At 60.9% G+C, this 16,441-nt stretch carries 19 protein-coding genes; 5 read left to right on the forward strand and 14 right to left on the reverse strand.

Annotation, left to right across the window (positions count from 1 at the left end; all coding sequences use genetic code 11):
* Window positions 1-22: 22 nt before the first annotated feature.
* The 5 genes from ACOYXE_RS12010 to ACOYXE_RS12030 all read left to right on the forward strand — a co-directional run bounded on the left by ACOYXE_RS12010 (window position 23) and on the right by ACOYXE_RS12030 (window position 5,024).
* On the forward strand, window positions 23-2,251 hold the full coding sequence (locus tag ACOYXE_RS12010; protein WP_160057234.1) for an Ig-like domain-containing protein: 2,229 nt from the start codon (window positions 23-25) through the stop codon (window positions 2,249-2,251).
* Between the two features lie 73 nt (window positions 2,252-2,324).
* The gene (locus ACOYXE_RS12015) at window positions 2,325-2,789 is read left to right on the forward strand and encodes a curlin (RefSeq protein WP_460929387.1); all 465 of its coding nucleotides are present in this window, start codon (window positions 2,325-2,327) and stop codon (window positions 2,787-2,789) included.
* A 27-nt stretch (window positions 2,790-2,816) separates the two neighbouring features.
* On the forward strand, window positions 2,817-4,268 hold the full coding sequence (locus ACOYXE_RS12020) for a curlin (protein ID WP_460929389.1): 1,452 nt from the start codon (window positions 2,817-2,819) through the stop codon (window positions 4,266-4,268).
* A gap of 275 nt (window positions 4,269-4,543) precedes the next feature.
* Entirely contained in the window at window positions 4,544-4,750 is a 207-nt protein-coding gene (gene relB / locus ACOYXE_RS12025) for a type II toxin-antitoxin system RelB family antitoxin (protein WP_034152589.1), read from the forward strand.
* The gene (locus ACOYXE_RS12030; protein ID WP_160057231.1) at window positions 4,740-5,024 is read left to right on the forward strand and encodes a type II toxin-antitoxin system RelE/ParE family toxin; all 285 of its coding nucleotides are present in this window, start codon (window positions 4,740-4,742) and stop codon (window positions 5,022-5,024) included. The genes relB and ACOYXE_RS12030 overlap by 11 nt, the downstream gene beginning before the upstream one ends.
* A gap of 173 nt (window positions 5,025-5,197) precedes the next feature.
* Here ACOYXE_RS12030 and ACOYXE_RS12035 read toward each other — a convergent pair whose 3' ends face one another.
* The 14 genes from ACOYXE_RS12035 to ACOYXE_RS12100 all read right to left on the reverse strand — a co-directional run bounded on the left by ACOYXE_RS12035 (window position 5,198) and on the right by ACOYXE_RS12100 (window position 16,296).
* Complete coding sequence (locus ACOYXE_RS12035; protein ID WP_405124179.1) at window positions 5,198-5,569, reverse strand: DUF6124 family protein; 372 nt, start codon at window positions 5,567-5,569, stop codon at window positions 5,198-5,200.
* A 1,110-nt stretch (window positions 5,570-6,679) separates the two neighbouring features.
* Entirely contained in the window at window positions 6,680-7,540 is an 861-nt protein-coding gene (locus ACOYXE_RS12040; protein ID WP_095111635.1) for a CsgG/HfaB family protein, read from the reverse strand.
* Between the two features lie 28 nt (window positions 7,541-7,568).
* Window positions 7,569-8,000 carry a curli assembly protein CsgF gene (locus tag ACOYXE_RS12045; RefSeq protein WP_016987875.1) on the reverse strand — a complete coding sequence of 144 codons (432 nt, stop codon included), beginning with the start codon at window positions 7,998-8,000 and terminating at the stop codon, window positions 7,569-7,571.
* The gene (gene csgE, locus ACOYXE_RS12050) at window positions 7,997-8,389 is read right to left on the reverse strand and encodes a curli production assembly/transport protein CsgE (protein WP_127926659.1); all 393 of its coding nucleotides are present in this window, start codon (window positions 8,387-8,389) and stop codon (window positions 7,997-7,999) included. The genes ACOYXE_RS12045 and csgE overlap by 4 nt, the downstream gene beginning before the upstream one ends.
* Window positions 8,386-8,925 carry a type II secretion system protein gene (locus ACOYXE_RS12055; protein ID WP_160057229.1) on the reverse strand — a complete coding sequence of 180 codons (540 nt, stop codon included), beginning with the start codon at window positions 8,923-8,925 and terminating at the stop codon, window positions 8,386-8,388. Before ACOYXE_RS12055 ends, csgE begins: the two co-directional genes overlap by 4 nt.
* Window positions 8,900-9,274, reverse strand: a complete 375-nt coding sequence (locus ACOYXE_RS12060; protein ID WP_160057228.1) for a type II secretion system protein — start codon at window positions 9,272-9,274, stop codon at window positions 8,900-8,902. Before ACOYXE_RS12060 ends, ACOYXE_RS12055 begins: the two co-directional genes overlap by 26 nt.
* Before the next feature lie 5 nt (window positions 9,275-9,279).
* On the reverse strand, window positions 9,280-9,753 hold the full coding sequence (locus ACOYXE_RS12065; RefSeq protein ID WP_038364886.1) for a type II secretion system protein: 474 nt from the start codon (window positions 9,751-9,753) through the stop codon (window positions 9,280-9,282).
* Between the two features lie 2 nt (window positions 9,754-9,755).
* A complete protein-coding gene (locus ACOYXE_RS12070) occupies window positions 9,756-11,603 on the reverse strand; it encodes a secretin N-terminal domain-containing protein (RefSeq protein WP_160057227.1) in 1,848 nt (615 codons plus the stop codon).
* Window positions 11,600-12,112: a hypothetical protein gene (locus tag ACOYXE_RS12075; protein WP_095047573.1), complete on the reverse strand. Its 513-nt coding sequence runs from the start codon at window positions 12,110-12,112 to the stop codon at window positions 11,600-11,602. The genes ACOYXE_RS12070 and ACOYXE_RS12075 overlap by 4 nt, the downstream gene beginning before the upstream one ends.
* Window positions 12,112-12,660 (reverse strand): GspMb/PilO family protein, encoded by a 549-nt coding sequence (locus ACOYXE_RS12080; RefSeq protein WP_160057226.1) that lies wholly within the window; start codon window positions 12,658-12,660, stop codon window positions 12,112-12,114. The genes ACOYXE_RS12075 and ACOYXE_RS12080 overlap by 1 nt, the downstream gene beginning before the upstream one ends.
* Entirely contained in the window at window positions 12,647-13,192 is a 546-nt protein-coding gene (locus tag ACOYXE_RS12085; RefSeq protein WP_160057225.1) for a PilN domain-containing protein, read from the reverse strand. The genes ACOYXE_RS12080 and ACOYXE_RS12085 overlap by 14 nt, the downstream gene beginning before the upstream one ends.
* A 1-nt stretch (window position 13,193) precedes the next feature.
* Complete coding sequence (locus ACOYXE_RS12090) at window positions 13,194-13,997, reverse strand: hypothetical protein (RefSeq protein WP_160057224.1); 804 nt, start codon at window positions 13,995-13,997, stop codon at window positions 13,194-13,196.
* Window positions 13,978-15,684 carry a GspE/PulE family protein gene (locus tag ACOYXE_RS12095; protein WP_460929395.1) on the reverse strand — a complete coding sequence of 569 codons (1,707 nt, stop codon included), beginning with the start codon at window positions 15,682-15,684 and terminating at the stop codon, window positions 13,978-13,980. Before ACOYXE_RS12095 ends, ACOYXE_RS12090 begins: the two co-directional genes overlap by 20 nt.
* A gap of 81 nt (window positions 15,685-15,765) precedes the next feature.
* Window positions 15,766-16,296 carry a response regulator gene (locus tag ACOYXE_RS12100; protein WP_405121939.1) on the reverse strand — a complete coding sequence of 177 codons (531 nt, stop codon included), beginning with the start codon at window positions 16,294-16,296 and terminating at the stop codon, window positions 15,766-15,768.
* Window positions 16,297-16,441 lie beyond the last annotated feature (145 nt).

The following is a 16,441-nucleotide window of genomic DNA, read 5'->3' on the forward strand; positions in this document are numbered from 1 at the left end:
CAGATCCGCATCAGGAGGCATCATGAATAAGTGGCCACGCTTTGCGCTCAACGCGCTCGGGCTCGCTCTCTCGCTGACCGGCAGTGCCTATGCGCAACTCGCCGCCGTCGACCCCGGCCCCTACACCTTCGCCACCGGGAAATTCCCGATGTGGTATCAGGACAACAATCTGCTGTCGATGGAACTGTGCCAGTCGCGTGCTGCCAGTTCGCGCGTTGCCGCGACCACGCCGCCGGCCTACATGTGCATTCTCTTGGCCGAGCCGGGTATCTACGACGACGCCCAGCCGATGATCTTCCCGGACAACTGGCCGCCGGAAGCCTTCTGGTTCCTCGCCGAAACCACGATTGCCGACAACGCTGCCGGTTATGGCGTGGACGCTTATGTCGCCGGGATCGAAGCGGCATTCGCCTCGGAAAATCCGGCCGATGGTGATCAGCAAAGCTTCGCGCGGATTCGCATCCGGGTGAACGTGCCCGTTGCCGGCACCTATACGATCACTCACCCGTATGGCGTCGAGACGGTCAATGTCACCGCGCCTGGACGCCGCGCGATCAACATTACCCGTGACATCGGCATCGGCGCACCGGGCAATTTCACCGGTGCCGTCAATGGCGCCATCGGACCGTTCCTGCGCAGCGTCAACGGCCCGTACACCGAAGTGAACCCCGACACCGGCGCCACGGAAACTTTCGTCGGTGACCCGAACCTCAACGAAGCGGTGACCGGCAGCCCGTTCAACACCAACTTCCTGCGCATCACCGGGCCTGCAGGGACGATCCAGTCGAACGTGTTCAGCCTGTCCGGCAAAGTGCTCGACAACCGTCAGCAGACCCAAGTGGAAATCGACCGCGCCACCTATCGCCGCACCGCCGCCGGCGTGCGTGCCGAAGTGTTTGCCAAGGCCAGTAACAGCTCGACCCTGTGCTTCCGCGAAACCGTGGCGCTGCTCCCCGGCCCACCGCCAACGCCGTGCCAGACCACTCTGCTAGGTGACAACAATGGTCTGTTCTTCGGCCACCGCTTGGGCATTGGCGCGGTACCTCCGGTAGTCGTCGTGACCGCCACCAACCCCGCCGGCACCACGCGTCCGACGGCCGTATCAGCCAAGCTCACCGACGTGGTGAAAGTGCAGACTGCCCGTTACAACTGGGCCAACCATAGCTTGCTGATCGAGGCCACTTCGAGCGATGAAGTGGCGATCCCCGACATGGTTGCCCAAGGCTACGGACGTCTGTCGAAGACCGGCACCCTGCAGCGCATCACCGTCGCCGACCTGACTCAGCCACCCGCTACCGTGACGGTGAAATCTGCCGCTGGCGGTGGTGACACTGAAGCGGTCGTCGTGGTCGGCAGCGCGCCGGACACGGGTGAAAATCAAGCGCCGATCAGCAATGCCGACACCGGCAGCACAAGCTTCGGTGTGCCGATCACCCTCAGCCTGTTGACCAACGACAGCGATCCCGATGGCGATAATCCACTGGGCATCACCGCGTTGACTCAACCGGCCGCGGGCCAAGGCACCGTAGCGCTCAACGGCACCACATCGGTGGTCTACACGCCGCCAGCGGTAGTCAACGCGCCACTGACCACGACCTTCACCTACAAGGCGCAGGACGCCAAAGGTCTGGCCTCGGCCAACCCGGCGACCGTAACCATCACCGTCGCACCGAACCAGGCCCCGACCGCCGTCGCCGACAGTGTCGCCACTCTGGGCGTAGCGATCCCGATCAACGTGCTGGCCAACGACACCGATCCGGAAGGCAACGTGCCACTGGCCGTCAACAGTCTGACCCAACCCGCCGCCGGGCGCGGCACGGTTAGCAGCAACGGCACGGTGATCACCTACACCCCACCGGCCACCGTGACCACGGCATTCACCACGACCTTCACCTACATCGCCCGGGACGCCTTCGGTGCCCTGTCGACGCCGGCCACGGTCACGGTGCAAGTTTCGCCACGGCCAGCAGCGGAAACGTTCGCCGTCACCGCGTCGACGGTGCAGGCACGCTCCGGCGGGCGCTTCAACTGGGACTTCACCGGCACCTCGTCAGTGACCACCGGCAACACCATCACTGTGCAGGTCACCACCCCTTCCGGGCTGGTCACCCTTGGCACCACCACGGTGCCGTTAACCGGACGCTGGCGGCTGACGCTGAACAACACGCTGGTAGTGCCTTCGGCCAACCCGACCGCGACGATCCGCTCGTCCCAAGGCACCGTGCGCACGGTCTCGGTGACCACGCTGTAAGCCAGATCCCCAGCCACTTTCGGGTGGCTGGGGCACGGTTCTAAACCGGATAACGCCACACAGGATTTTCGCCATGAACACGCCGATCGCAGCCCTGCTTTGCCTGCTCCTGCTGTGCAGCACTGCGAGCGTGCGCGCCGACGACCTGATGGAAAACGACGACCTGGCCCCAACCAGCAGCGATCTCGGCGAACTGCCCCCACCGGTGGGTCAGCAAGCCCTGATCGACCAGCTCGGCCAGGCCAACGTCGCCCTGCTGCAACAGAACGGTCAGTCGCTGCTCGGGCAGATCGTGCAGTCGGGCAGCAATCAGGAGGCGTACATCCTGCAACAGGGCAGCGACCTGATGGCGCTGATCAACCAGAACGGTTCCGGCAACGCCGCCTCAATCACGCAAAACGGCAGCCACAACCGCGCGCAGATTTCGCAAAACGGCAACAACAACAACGCCAGCATCGAGCAGGCCGGCGCGGGGCTGCAAAGCGCCGTGACCCAGTCGGGCAACGGCATGAGCGTTTCGGTCAAGCAATATCGCTAAGCACTGCAAATCATCGGAGAGTTCATCATGTTCAAACTGACGCCCCTCACCGCCGCCATCCTGGTCATGATCAGTGCCCAGGCCATGGCCGACGACAGCCTGTCCAACCAAAGCCAGGTCGGTACCGCCAACATCGCGGATGTGAAACAGACCCAGGCCCCATTCAGCACCGCAACCCAGACCCAACTGGGCCAGGGCAACGACGCCGCCGCCGTGCAAGACCATGCCACTAGCGTGATCACCCAGGACGCGGTCGGCGACTACAACGCCGCTTACGCGGAACAACTTTACGAAAACAACGCCACCATCACCCAGCAACAGGTCGGCGCCTTCAACACCGCCCACGCCAGCCAGTCGCTGGGCTTCGGCTCACCGAACAATGCGCTGCAACAACAGCAAGGCACTGGCAATTTCTCGTTCATCTATCAGGATTCGCAGAACGGCAGCGAAGGCAAAACCTTCCAGTTCGGCGACAGTAACGAAGCCAACATCGAACAACTCTATGAAGGCACCGGCAACAGCGCCGTGATCACCCAGTACGGCACCGCCAACTACGGCACCGCCGAACAAGTGCTGCACAACGGTGGCCAGATCGGCATCAACCAGGCCGGCGAAGGCAACTACGCCTACGGCGACCAGCGCAATGGCACCGGCGGCAACATCACCATCAACCAGTTCGGCAACCTCAACGGCACTGAAATCTGGCAGGACGCGCAACTCGCCAGCCAGGCCACCGTCAACCAGTACGGTGACAGCAACGAAACCGTGGTCGACCAAAGCTTCGGCGAAAACAACACCGCCGCCGTTACCCAGGTCGGCAACACCAACGCGATCTACGCCGACCAGTTCGAATCGGTCAACTCGACACTGGCGCTGTATCAGGTCGGTAACGGCAACGTGCACTTCACCTACCAGAACGGCGACAGCCACGTGCTCAACGCCACCTCCGTGGGCAACGACAACAAGGTCTACGCCAGCAACTGGAAAGGCCCGCAATCCGGCGGCCAGTTCGGCAGCGGCCAACGCGCGACCGTTACTCAGGCGGGCAATGGCAACATCGCCAGCTTCACTCAGGATGGCGTCGGGCAAGTCATGACCACGCATCAGACCGGGACGGGCAACAAGACCACGGTCAGTCAGGCTGATTCGTATAACGAGCTGTATTTTGATCAGAATGGCAGTGACAACATTTTGATCTCGGATCAGCGCGGGACGGGCAACCTGGTGCAGGGTTCTTCGAATGGCACGGGGAACAGTGCTGAGTTTGATCAGTCTGGGTCGGGGAACCAGGCGTATACCGCGCAGTTGTATGGCAGCGACAACATGATCACTGTTAAGCAGGCGGATACGATGAACGTGGCGTATGTGACCCAGGGCGGCACGGGGAACATTGCCAATGTCGATCAGAGTGGGGTTACGCAGACGGCGAATATTCAGCAGTTCGGGTCAGCTAACCAGGCGACGGTGTTGCAGCAGTAGGGGGTGGGTGTTGATGGGCCGCGATTCTCTGGTGAGGGGGTCGCGGTTTTTTTTGCGCTTACGCTTGAGTTGCGTCCTACGGAAAACGGAACGTTTTCAGAAATTCGGGGAGTTTTCTGACAAGTTCTGGCGGTTGGCCGTCGGAAGTGCAGGCTCTAGGATTTGCCAGGACAACTTGATCCTAATGGAGCTTGGCCTACATGCAATTCATCCAGACAGCGACGACAGCGATACCGTTAACGAATAGACTTCGAGGCACCAAACCCGGAGGCTCTATGATCGACCCGTCCTTGATCGACCCACTGTGCCCAGTCGTCTCGGATCTTGATCCTGAAGAACAGGCTGCGAGTTATGACCGCTGGTTCAGGGCGGAAGTACAAGCGTCTCTCGATGATCCGCGCCCGAGTATTCCCCATGAGCAAGTGATGGAGGAAATCAATGCCTTGATGGAATCAATGCGCAAAAGCGCTGATGCAGATTAAGTGGCGACCCAAGGCTCGGGTCGAACTCTCGAAAATCCTGAAGTACATTGGCGAACGAAATTTTGTAGCGGCGACTGCACTTCACACGTCCGTCGTAAAAACTACATCTGCGCTTTGTTGGCATCCACACCTGTATCGCAAAGGCCGCTCTCCTGGCACTCGAGAGATTGTGGTAAGCCCGAACTATCTCGTCGTTTATCAAGTGGCGGACCAAATTGAGATTGTGAGCATCTTGCATGCGCGTCAGGAGTACCCTCGACGCGACCCCGGTTAAGATCGCTTCCTCGTCTCAACACAAAAAACCGTGCCTCCCGTGGAGGTACGGTTTTTTTGATCGTTCCCACGCTCTGCGTGGGAATGCCTCTCGGGACGCTCCGCGTTCCAACTCGCGAATTTGACGCAGAGCGTCAGGGGCTGCATTCCTTTGCTGCGCGTGGGAACGATCAATCAGCCATCCTTCAGCTCGACGTGATCGAGAGCTTGATTCACCGCCAGTTCGCCCAGCATGACGACTTGTGCGATACCCAGTGCAGTCTTGCGCTGTGAGGTTTCCAGCGAGGCGGCGAAGTTGATGAGCATTTCGCTGGCTGAACCGAGGGTTTCGCTGGCGTTGGCCAACAGGGATTCGGTGTTGTACCTGGGGTTGGCGAGGTACATGGGTTCCGGCTCGTTGGCGCTGGACATGATGTGGGCGGTGGGGTTGAGGTAGAAATCGAGGGCGCGGTCGGCGGCTTCGTGGAGTTTTTTGCAGTCGACTGAGGCGTAGGGGGATGTGGTGTTGGTGTCTGGTTCTGGGGGGTTGGGTGTTGGTTTTTTCATGGTTATTTACCCTGTATGACGGTTATAGCTGGCCCCCCATTCGGTTTCCAAGCGAATAGGTGGCAGCTGTACGCAGGTTGGAAACCCGGGACAGAGGCAACCCGGCAGACACAAGGTCTCCCACGCACAGCCGCCATAACAAAGTGCACACAGTGAGGTGCGCAAGGATACGTTATGAATGGCGCTTGTGCGCTCTGTAGTTACTCGGGTTTCCACGCCCGGTCGCTGAATTGACAGCGACGAACATAGGCTAGAGACCGGACGTCCGACGGACAACCTGAAAACATTGTGGGAAGGTTCCGCCGATTCAGACACTTCTTTAAACACACTTCAGATCGCAGCCCTCACCCTAGCCCTCTCCCGGAGGGAGAGGGGACTGACCGGGGTGTTTGGAAGAGGTACGCCGACGTGAAATACCGAGTCGAACTCAGGCTTTGAAAAGCCCACAAATCGGCTGCCTCTCCCTCGGGAGAGGGCTGGGGTGAGGGGCGAATCCACCACAAATCCAAAGCCGACCACGCTGTGCTCCTCACCACTCAATAGGCCGAGTGTCAGCTCGCCTGCTCTTGATCTTGATCCACGGGCGACGTCGGAAGGCTGAGTGGAGGGATTGATCCGGGCGTGGGAGCGCAGCGACCGTTTGGCGCAGCCAAACACAGCGAGAGGAGGTGCAGCGAAGCAAACCGTAGGCGCTGCGCCCGGATCGATCCCGGAGCGAAGGAACCCCGAGCTTTAGCGAGTGGGCCGCACGTAGGAGCAAGCGTTTTTTTGCTTACTTTTTTTAGGCGTTTGTAAAAAAAGTGAGTCGCCGTCAGGGCGAAACCCTAAGCAGCCGTTACCGCAAGAATGGATATGTACTCAGCCAGCCAGAAAATCATCGCCAGCAGGCTGGCTCCCACAGTTGGAACTGGGTACATCTGCCAGAGATTGGTCGGCTGTAAGGCCGCCATCGCTGGCAAGCCAGCTCCCACAAGGATTTGGGTACATCCGCAATAGCTCCTGTGTCTGAGAAATAGCTATCGCGAGCAGGCTCACTCCTACAGGTTTGAACCGGTTTCGACCGAGAGAGCCTGGTCGGCTATCAGGCCGCCAAGCTCAACAGCAAAAACCTCACTCGGCATCCGGATCAATCTTGTTCTGGCTCAAATACCGATTCAACACATCATCCTGCCCCGGCACAGAAGCGTCCCCCGCCACCTGCCACAACCGCCGCTCAATCCCCTGCGCCACCATATGCCCCACCGCCGCCTCAATCGCCGACAGAACACAAAGCTGCGCCGGCTCATTCGTCGTATACCCAACCTCAGCCTCAAGCAACTTCTTGAACTCGATAAACTTGAAAATCCCCGCACTGCGCGCCACCGAATAAATCGTCTTGCTGGTCATCACATTCGCCAACACCTGCCCGCTACGCACATCCACCGCCCGCAAATTCACCGTCACCTGATCCACCCGATACTCACGCTGCAAATCAATCCCCAGATACCGCGCCCCTTCCCCACCGCTACGCACATTCGTGTCATACGCGATGATCCCGCCCTCGAGCATCATGTTCGCCGCCTGCAACGGTGGCAGCTCACCCTGAATATTCACCGGCGTATTCGGCTTCTTCTGCGACGCGCGAATGATCTTGCGTTCAGTCAACAGGTTCTGCAGCCCTTCCCGCTCCAACACCACAAACCAGCCACTGGCCTGCATCGCGTCCATCAACATCGACGCCGCGCCCTGAGTCACACTGGTGGAAAACGAACTCGCCGGCGTCGGCTTGTACTGCCCGGTCTGATCACGGAAGCCGTACACCACCGCCATCAACCGCCCCTTGGGTCGCGGCATCTTCAGCAAGTCGTAATAAGTCGAGGCCCTTGGAGTCAGGGTCGGGGTTTCGGTGTCCTGCTCGGCCGACATCGGCTCACGCAGACTGCACCCTTGTAATGTCGCCAACAGCAGCCCTAACGCGATGATCTTTTTCATGTCCGTTCTCCCCGGAACCGTCAGCCCGTCACGGGTTGAGGCCGTTCACCTGAATTTCCGAAACCTCACCGGTCGCTCGATCGGTCACTTCAATACTCAGTGCCCCAGAGTCGTCGATGACGTTGACGATAAAAGAGTCGGTGGACAGGCTCCCCGTATTGCCAGTGGAGATGTTGTCCAGCAACTGCCCTAGCAGCCGCGATTGCAATTGACTGGTGAAGCGCTCCAGCGCCGAGGTGCCGGCCACGCTCGAACGGCTTTTCAGGTCCGGATCGTCGTGATCGTTTTGCGCCTGCGCGTTATTGAGTAACCAGGTGCCGTTGAGCGGGTTGCCGCCGAACGACGGGTTGACCGGCGTGTAGACCAGTTCAGTGGCCTGGACAGCCGCGGCGCTGGCGAGCCCGATCAACAACCCCGAGATCCAGAATCCGCTGCGCCGTGAGAACGTTGTGCTGTTCATAGTTCGTCCTTCTCAAGGTCGGTGGTGTCCTGCAACAGAGCCTCCAGCTTGCGCTGGACAACCTGGCGTCGAACCCAGTCGGCGGCCGCGTAGGCCTCGTCCTTCAGTTCCACGGTGTTCGGCGGCAGGAAGCGCCGATAAACCAGGCGTTGCTGATATTCCACGGTCACCAGGCTGCCCCAGCGCGCGTCGGGCCGCTCGCGCACCACCAGGTTGAAATCCATCCGGCTGGTGTCGCGCAGGCGTTCACTGAACGAGTAGTAAAAGTCGTGTCCGATGTGCGAGATCGTGTCATCGACGATGAAACCCATCATTTCGTCTTCTTCACCGGCCTGGGCGCAGCCCGCCACCACGGTGAGGACCAACGCGCACCACCATTGGCGAGTCATGGCTGCAACGCCTGTGGCAGATTCGACTGGCCTTTGGCCGGGCCATTGGTGCCGTCGAGGAAGGCTTTTTCGGCGACGAACTGCCAGTCCGAATAACGCTGCATGCCGTCGAAATCCGACCACTGCGTCGGGAAGCCCGATTGCTTCAAAGGCAGCTCGGCCGAAGGGCTGTTGAGACCGGTAATGCGTCCATCGAAACCGCGTTGCAGCGCCCATTCACCTTGGCCGATCGGGTCCGGATAGAGCTGACGCAGGTGATGCTTGGCCTCGGGAAAGCGCTGATCTTCAAGCAGATCCGCCAGTTCTTTCGGGTACTGCGCCAACCCCGGTGAACTGCGGTAGTAGCTGCGCAACGCCTGGGCGTACTGAGTGCCGACCCAGAGCAACTGGCGTTCACGGTCACGGCGCGAAGCGGTCGACCACAACTCACCGGCACTGGCCAGGCCCATGCCCATCACCACAATCAGGAACAGCACGCCGAGATAGGTGAAGCCACCCTGCTGCGCGCGGTTACCACTCGGAAAATTGGCTGCCATCACGCGCCCTCCCGGAAGCACCGCTTTTGATGTCGGCCACGCCACCGGCAACGCCATCCGGTGGCGCGATCAGCACCCACTGATCTTTACGTTCGGTGATCGGATCGAGTGGCGCGTTGCGCAGGTAACGCTGTTCGATCAGTTGCTCGATGGAATCCGGATAGCGCCCGGTGTCACCGTAGAAGTGATCCAGCGCCTCGCGCATCGCCGACAGACTTTGGCGCAACGTGGTTTCCTTCGACGCTTCGAGGCTATTGAAGTAGCGCGGCAGCGCGATGGTCATCAGCGTGGCGATGATCGTCATCACCACCATCAACTCCAGCAAGGTAAAACCTTTTTCCCGGCGCATGAGGTTCACCACTCGCGGTAGGCGATGCCGTTGAGGCCCTTGCCGCGGGCGTGGGAGTAGACGTCGAACACGTCCTCGCCATCGCGCGGGTTCTGAGCCGAACTGTTGTAGGCGCGCACGCCCCAACCCCCTTCGTCATCACGTTTGGCCGGCACCAGCGGATCGCGCGGGATGCGGCGTAAAAAGTAGAACTTGGCGCCTTTGGCACTGCGCACATCGCGCACGCCTTCGACCAGTACTTGCAGGTTCGGCGGGTAGCCGCTGCTGTTCAGCGACTTCTCGATGTACCCGGCATCGAAGGCACGCTTGTAGGCGTCGATGCCATCGCGAATCTGGTACAGCGCGTTGCGCAATTCCTGCTCCTTGCCACGCCGCACCAAAGTCTCGGTCAGCGGCGCGGCCATGCTCGCCAACAGGCCGATCAGGGCCAGCGTCACCACGACTTCGATCAGGCTGAAACCGCGTTGGGAGGCGTTCATGATCAAGGCTTCTCGACAGTGACGCGGGTGGTGGCCACGGCCGATTCACCGACTGCACGCGGCTGCGCGGCAGGCGATGGCATCACGTAACTCTGCGAACGATCCGGTGCCTGGATGTGCATGCTGGTTTCAGTGCCGGTGGAGAACTCCATGTCCGACGGGCTCTGGTACGGCAAGTTGCGCACGATCCGTGGGGTGATCGACAGCACCAGTTCGGATTTGCCGACGGTGTCCTTGTTGCTGCCGAACAAGCGGCCAATCCCGGGAATGTCGCCGAGGCCGGGAATCTTGTTGCCGGTGGCGCCGTGGTCGTTGCGCATCAGGCCGGCGAGGATCTGCGTTTCGCCGTCATGCAGGCGCAGCGAGGTTTGTGCGTTGCGGGTGTCGACCTGCACCGGGATCGTGCCCTGACGGGTCGGCTCCAGCGGCGTCGCATTACTGACTTCGAGGGCAATCTTGATCGCCACTTCGTTGTTCAGGTGCACGGTCGGTTGCACTTCGAGCTTCAGACCGACGTCGAGGTAAGTGACGCTTTCAGTGATCACCGGGCCTTGCGTCGACGGCACCGACGTGGCGCTGATGATCGGCACGCGCTGACCGATGTGGATCCGTGCCTGCTCGCGGTTGCTGACGCGAATCACCGGGCTGGCCAGGGTGTTGATGTCGTTGTCCTGGGCGTTGATCTTGGCTTGCGGTGACGGTGAAATCGAAATCCGGCTGGAGTTGATGCCTTTCAGTTGATCAAGCAGGGTCACCGCCGAACCGTCGCTGTTGACCACGCCGAAGGTGTTCGGCCATTGCAGGCCGAGGTCGAGAATGCGCTGGGTGGCGACTTCCATCACTTCCACTTCGAGCACCACTTCCGGGTTGGACTGGTCTTGCGACTGCAGAAGTTTTTCGGCCATGCGCACGGCGTCTTCGGTGTCGCGCATGGTCAGGGTGTTGAGGCGTTCATCAACGAACACGTCGCGGGTCTTGAGCATGGTTTTGACCATGTTCAGCGCGGTGTTGGCGTCGATGCTGGTCAAGTAGAAGGTGCGCATCACCAATTCCTGGTAATCCTTCACTTTCTGCGGCGAGTCCGGGTAGATCAGCAAGGTGTTTTCGTTCACCACTTTCTGGTGCAACTGGTTCTGTTGCAGCAGCAGGGTCACCGCATCTTCGATGCGCACGTCACGCACGAAGATCGTGGCTTTCATGTCCGGGCGCAGGTCTTTGTCGAAAATGAAATTGAGCCCGGCGACCTGCGACAGCACCTCGAAAATGGTCTTGAGGTTGGCGTCGCGAAATTCCAAAGTCACTGGCCGATCTAGCTTGGTGCGCAGTTGCGGATAGGCAATCACGTTGCGGCTCTGCACCAGACGAATGTTGCCTTGCAGCTCCAGCGCACCCTCGTTGTTCGGGTCGAGTTCGAGGATCTGTTTGACCTGGCGATCAGCGCCGTAGATGTCGCCGCGACGCAGGTCGCCACGGGCCAGTTCCAGTTTTTCGTCCATGCTGCGCAGGTAATCCATCTGCTTCAGGGCATCCTGAGCGCGGCGGTTGTTCGGCTCGATGGTCAGCGCGCGGTTGTAGGCCACCCGTGCCGAAGCAAAGTCGCGGCGCGAACGGTCAGTGTCGCCAGTCGTCAGCAACGCCGTGATCGCCTTGGCCCGACCGCTGTTGAGCAACAGATGCAGTTCGGTGTCCCGTGGGTTTTCGCGCAGGCCTTCTTCGATTCGGGCCAGACCCGCCTCGTACTGACCCTGTTCAATCAGGTCGGCGGCCTCCTTGTTCGCCACTTGTGCAGAACTGCACGCGGCCAGCCCGGCGCACAGGCCCAGGCTCATCAGCAAACGGCAACGGTTCATTGCGTACTCCCCACAGACAGGGTCTGCGACAAATGCAAGGGCAGGTAGACCAGACTCAGTTCCAGATCGGAAATGCCGGTGATCTTCCAGGTGTCGTCGATCACATCCCCGTTGCGCACGACGTAGATCTTTTCGCCGTTCTGCAAAAACACTTGCAGGTCGCTGCGGTCATGCAGCCTGCCGACGAACTGAAACGGCACCGGTGGCAGGCTCGGGGCTTGCACCACTGTTGCTGGATTGATGGCCATTTCGGTGACCGTGGCCAGAGTCGGCGCGGCCTTCCAGGATTTGGCCGCGAACAGGTCGCCGGCCGGGCTCAGGTCCTTGATCGGGGCGTCTTTAGCCTTGGCGGTGCTGGCCGGCAGCGCGCCTCGGGTCTTCCCCGGCGTAGCGACAGCCACTTCGTTCGAGTCGGCGTCTTCGCTCGGCGAGAAATATTCCGGCAACCACGCCAGCGCGGCCGCTACGCCGAAGAACGCCAACCAACCTGTCACGCGTTTGGTATTCATCACGACCTCGACAGGTAAAGGGTCATACGGATCCGGCCATTGAGGTCGGTGTCGCCAATCTTCTTGCGTTGCAACTCGAGGTCTTCCACCACCACCGCCGGCAACTGACCGAGCAAGGCATGCAGAAAGCGGCGCAGTTGCGGGTAGCTGCCGCGCACTGGCAGGAGGATCTGATAGCGCGCCAGATGGGTTTTAGGGTCGACGCCGAGGGCGTATTCGCCGCGAGCCAAGGTGATGTGCTCCTGGGCTGCGAGGGCGTAGATGCGGTCGATGGCGACGGTGGCTTGCGGCTGCGTCGGCAGTTTGTTGCGGAAGTCGTCGAGCTGACGCTGCGGCACCACCGGCGGCGCGATGCTGCCGTCTTCAACCTTGGCCAGATACGAGGTGGCTTCCTGAGTCTGTTGGCTGATGTGCTGCAACGATTGCCAGCCCGGCAGTAAACCGCCGAGTGCCCAAGCCACGGCGACCAGCAGCAGCGCCAGTCCGGCGAGGCCCGGAATGCCAAGGCCTTGCAGGTATTCGTGGACGATCAGTCTAGGGATTCGCATCGCCAATCTCCCAAGTCGCCGACAGGTTGAATTGCACCGGTTGTTCCGGCGATTTGACGACGATTTCATGGCTCAGCAGCGACACGTCGGACAGCTCGTCGCTGGCTTCCAGCCGTTTGTGGAAGTCGAGCATCGCTTGCAGATCCCGTGCTTCGGCGCTGATCCGTACCTGGCCTTTGCGCGCATCCGGGGTCAGGGTCAGCAGCGCGACGTCATCGCGCGGCATCGCTTCGAGCATGGCGAACAGGCGTTCCCACGGCCGGCGCAGTTGCTGCGAGACCTTGCGCATTTCGGCGAGGTTTGCCGCTTGCTCGCGGATTTGCGCCGGGCTCAGGGTTGACTTGGCGCCGCTGTCACCGTTGAGCTGACGCTGGGTGGTTTGCAGGTGGCCCTGTTGCTGTTCGGTGTGCGCGTCGAGGTGCTGTTGCACGCCGAAGCACAGCGCCGCCAACAACACACCGCCGCCAAGCAGGCTCCAACCCAACGGGCCGGAACGGGGACGCGGTTGAAAATCCAGATTCAGGGCGCGCATATCAGGCCACCGCCCGGGACATGACGTACAAGCCGTCACGCACGTTCATCGAGGCGTCTTCAAGGGTGCGCAGTTGCACCCCCGCCACGTCCGGATGCGCATCGAGGCGCGCCGGGGCATGCAGATAAACGTTGAAGGCGCGTTCACTGGTCGAGGCTTGCAGCTGCCGCTCGCGACCGATCAGGGCATTCAACGCGCCATCGCTGTCGCTGCCGCCCACTGAGCGCACACCGGCCCAGCGCCCTTCCCTCGCCAGCAACAACACGCTGCGTTGCGGCTCGGCGACGACGAAGAGGAAGTCGCCGGCATCGAGGCTTTTGTCGAAGCGGTTGAACGCCGTCATCAGGTACGGCTGCACCGAGCGCAGGCGCAAACCGCGACCGTTGACCAGCGCGCGCAGACGTTCAAGCAAGTCTTGCGGCAAGGCGCTGGCAATGCGGTCGTAACCGGCAGGCTCGGCGGACAGCACCAGACTCCAGGCTTGGCTTGGCGCTCCGAACAGGTCTTCGAAACACAGTTGGGCGAAACCACGCAGTTCTTCAGGGCTGCTGATCTGCGCGCTCCACGGCACCAGGCAGAAGCGGCTGAAGTGCCCGGAGATGACCACACTCAATTCGGCACCGGCGCGAGCGTGTTCACCGAGCAGGCGATCGAGGGTATCCAGCGCCACCGCGTAGCTCTGGAAGCCTTCGTCGATGTAACCGACGCTGCCCAGCCACAGGGTGTCGCTGCCACGCCGCTGACCGAGGCCAACACCGCTGGCGCCGAGCACGGCGACAAAACGCTCACGAGATAAAAGTGACACGATTGATCTCCTCCAGCGTGGTGCGACCTTGTTCCACCAGTTCCAGCGCCGATTCACGCAGCAGGCGCAAACCTCGGGCACAGGCCAGGGCTTTGATTTGTTTGATCGGTTGGCGCTCGACGATCATCTGGCGCAGCTCGTCGTCGAGGTGCAGCAGTTCGGCAATCGCCGTGCGCCCGCGGTAACCGCTGCCCCGGCAGTGGCCGCAGCCCTTGCCATGAACGAAGTGGTAATGGTCGACTTTCTGTGGATCGAGGCCTGAGGCGCGCAGCTCTTCATCGCTTGGATTGACCGGCGCGCTGCAACTGGCGCAGACCAGACGGATCAGGCGCTGGGCAAGAATCGCGTTGAGCGCCGAGACCAGGCTATAGGGGTCGATTTCCATTTGGGTGAAGCGGCCAATCACGTCAAAGACGTTGTTGGCGTGGATGGTGGTGAACACCAAGTGACCGGTGAGCGCCGATTGCACAGCGATCTGCGCGGTGTCCGGGTCACGGATCTCGCCGACCATGATCTTGTCCGGGTCGTGGCGCAGGATCGAGCGCAGGCCTCGGGCGAAGGTCAGGCCTTTTTTCTCGTTGACCGGGATTTGCAGTACCCCCGGCAATTGATATTCGACCGGGTCTTCGATGGTGATGATCTTGTCCACGCCGTGGTTGATCTCGGTGATCATCGCGTACAGCGTGGTGGTCTTGCCGCTGCCGGTCGGGCCGGTGACCAGGACCATGCCGTAGGGTTCAGCGGCGAGGCGGCGCAACTGGCGCAGGGTTTCGTCTTCAAAGCCCAGCGCCTGCAATTGCACGCCGCAGACCTTGTCGGCGAGATCCTGTTTGTCGAGTACACGCAGCACCGCGTCTTCGCCAAAAATGCTCGGCATGATCGACACGCGAAAGTCGATCTGACGGCCACTGATGCCGATCTTGAAGCGTCCGTCCTGCGGCACACGCTTCTCGCCGATGTCCAGTTCAGCCATGACCTTGACCCGCGAGATCACCTGCTCGGCGAACTCGTTGCCCTGGACTTTGCTGATGTTGTTGAGCACGCCGTCGATACGGTACTTGATTACCAGACCGTGGCCGGTGGTGCCGAGGTGAATGTCGCTGGCGTGCATTTTCAGCGCGTCGTAGAGGGTCGAGTTGACCAGTTTCACCACGCTGCTGGCGTCTTCGCTGATGCTGGTCAGCGACAGGCTTTGCAGGGTGTCGATTTCGCTGTGAGTGTCGCCCTGGGCGTTCAGCGATTCGACGGCGTGGAAGCTTTCTTCGTGGCGGGCCAGATAGGCCTTGAGGTCATCGGCGTGCACCAGATGCAGCGGCGCGCCATGCAGGCAATCGTCGATCCAGGCCAGCCGCGCCGGGTCGAAAGGGTCGGCGAACACGCCAATGACTTCGTCGTTGTGGCGCAGCAGGATGAATTCACGTTTAAGGCATTGTGCGAGGGTGACCCGGTCGAACACCGGCGTCGCTTGAAACAGGCTGTCGGTGTCGAGCACCGGGTAATGCAGGGTAGCGCCGAGGGTGTGAATGAACCGCATCGGCGCCAATTCACAGAGTACGCCAAGGGCTTCAAGCACGCGTTCGCCGGAGGTGGCGGCCCGCGCCCGGGCCTGAGCAAGCTGTTCACTGGAAAAGCGCGCGGGGACGCTTTCGGCCAACAGCGGTTCGACGACAACGGACAGACGTTCCATAGCTTGCTCTCCAACCGGGGCTTAGAGCCCTGTCGGCGCGGCAAACCTTGGCGGCAAGTGCCGGAACGTCTGTTCGCGCCATTACTCCCCGGTGAGCATTTGATCGTCGTCCGGTGCCATGGCGTGCAACTGTCGTCGCCGATCCGCCAACACCCAACTGCCATCGTACAACTGCAACGGGAAGCTCTCGGTCCTGCTCTGGCGTCGTTCGACGAAACCCTCGGAAGGGTTTGCACCGGGTTTCGCTTCGCGCTTGAACCCCAGAAGGTCGCAGACAGCTCGGGCCAGTTCCGCCAAAGGAAACGGTTTGAACAGGATGTGGCTGACCCCCAGTTGCCGCGCCCGCTCACAGACTTCAGCGGTCGGGTGACCCGTTATCAGCACAAAATGGCACGTCCTGTTCTGGCGGACCGCGTCGAGCACCTCAAAGCCTTCCATATCGGGCAAGCGGTAATCGAACACCAGCACGTCGGGGGCAAAGGTTTCGGCCAGGCCGATCGCCGTCGCTCCGTCATGTGCAATCCGGACGTCCAGCCCCTGCGCCGACAGATAATCCTGAAGGTTCTGTGCAAGCAGCTGTTCGTCTTCGACAACCAGTACTTTGTTAACCAAGGTCGACTCCTTGAAACAGCAGGTCCGATGACCCCGCCCTGAGAGTGCGCCTTACCATCGGTAACGCACACTTCATGCCAGGCTGAGTGCCGGTAATTTTACGTCTTCATGTCCTTGAATTTAAAGACAATGCCCGCTCGTCCCG

The organism is Pseudomonas sp. MC6 (assembly GCF_054790575.1).

Bases quoted from the DNA above. Each gene is read 5' to 3' on its own strand.
- ACOYXE_RS12010 (WP_160057234.1), top strand. From the start codon at position 23: ATGAATAAGTGGCCACGCTTTGCGCTCAACGCGCTCGGGCTCGCTCTC.
- ACOYXE_RS12015 (WP_460929387.1), top strand. From the start codon at position 2,325: ATGAACACGCCGATCGCAGCCCTGCTTTGCCTGCTCCTGCTGTGCAGC.
- ACOYXE_RS12020 (WP_460929389.1), top strand. From the start codon at position 2,817: ATGTTCAAACTGACGCCCCTCACCGCCGCCATCCTGGTCATGATCAGT.
- relB (WP_034152589.1), top strand. From the start codon at position 4,544: ATGATCGACCCGTCCTTGATCGACCCACTGTGCCCAGTCGTCTCGGAT.
- ACOYXE_RS12030 (WP_160057231.1), top strand. From the start codon at position 4,740: ATGCAGATTAAGTGGCGACCCAAGGCTCGGGTCGAACTCTCGAAAATC.
- ACOYXE_RS12035 (WP_405124179.1), bottom strand. From the start codon at position 5,569: ATGAAAAAACCAACACCCAACCCCCCAGAACCAGACACCAACACCACA.
- ACOYXE_RS12040 (WP_095111635.1), bottom strand. From the start codon at position 7,540: ATGAAAAAGATCATCGCGTTAGGGCTGCTGTTGGCGACATTACAAGGG.
- ACOYXE_RS12045 (WP_016987875.1), bottom strand. From the start codon at position 8,000: ATGAACAGCACAACGTTCTCACGGCGCAGCGGATTCTGGATCTCGGGG.
- csgE (WP_127926659.1), bottom strand. From the start codon at position 8,389: ATGACTCGCCAATGGTGGTGCGCGTTGGTCCTCACCGTGGTGGCGGGC.
- ACOYXE_RS12055 (WP_160057229.1), bottom strand. From the start codon at position 8,925: ATGGCAGCCAATTTTCCGAGTGGTAACCGCGCGCAGCAGGGTGGCTTC.
- ACOYXE_RS12060 (WP_160057228.1), bottom strand. From the start codon at position 9,274: ATGCGCCGGGAAAAAGGTTTTACCTTGCTGGAGTTGATGGTGGTGATG.
- ACOYXE_RS12065 (WP_038364886.1), bottom strand. From the start codon at position 9,753: ATGAACGCCTCCCAACGCGGTTTCAGCCTGATCGAAGTCGTGGTGACG.
- ACOYXE_RS12070 (WP_160057227.1), bottom strand. From the start codon at position 11,603: ATGAACCGTTGCCGTTTGCTGATGAGCCTGGGCCTGTGCGCCGGGCTG.
- ACOYXE_RS12075 (WP_095047573.1), bottom strand. From the start codon at position 12,112: ATGAATACCAAACGCGTGACAGGTTGGTTGGCGTTCTTCGGCGTAGCG.
- ACOYXE_RS12080 (WP_160057226.1), bottom strand. From the start codon at position 12,660: ATGCGAATCCCTAGACTGATCGTCCACGAATACCTGCAAGGCCTTGGC.
- ACOYXE_RS12085 (WP_160057225.1), bottom strand. From the start codon at position 13,192: ATGCGCGCCCTGAATCTGGATTTTCAACCGCGTCCCCGTTCCGGCCCG.
- ACOYXE_RS12095 (WP_460929395.1), bottom strand. From the start codon at position 15,684: ATGGAACGTCTGTCCGTTGTCGTCGAACCGCTGTTGGCCGAAAGCGTC.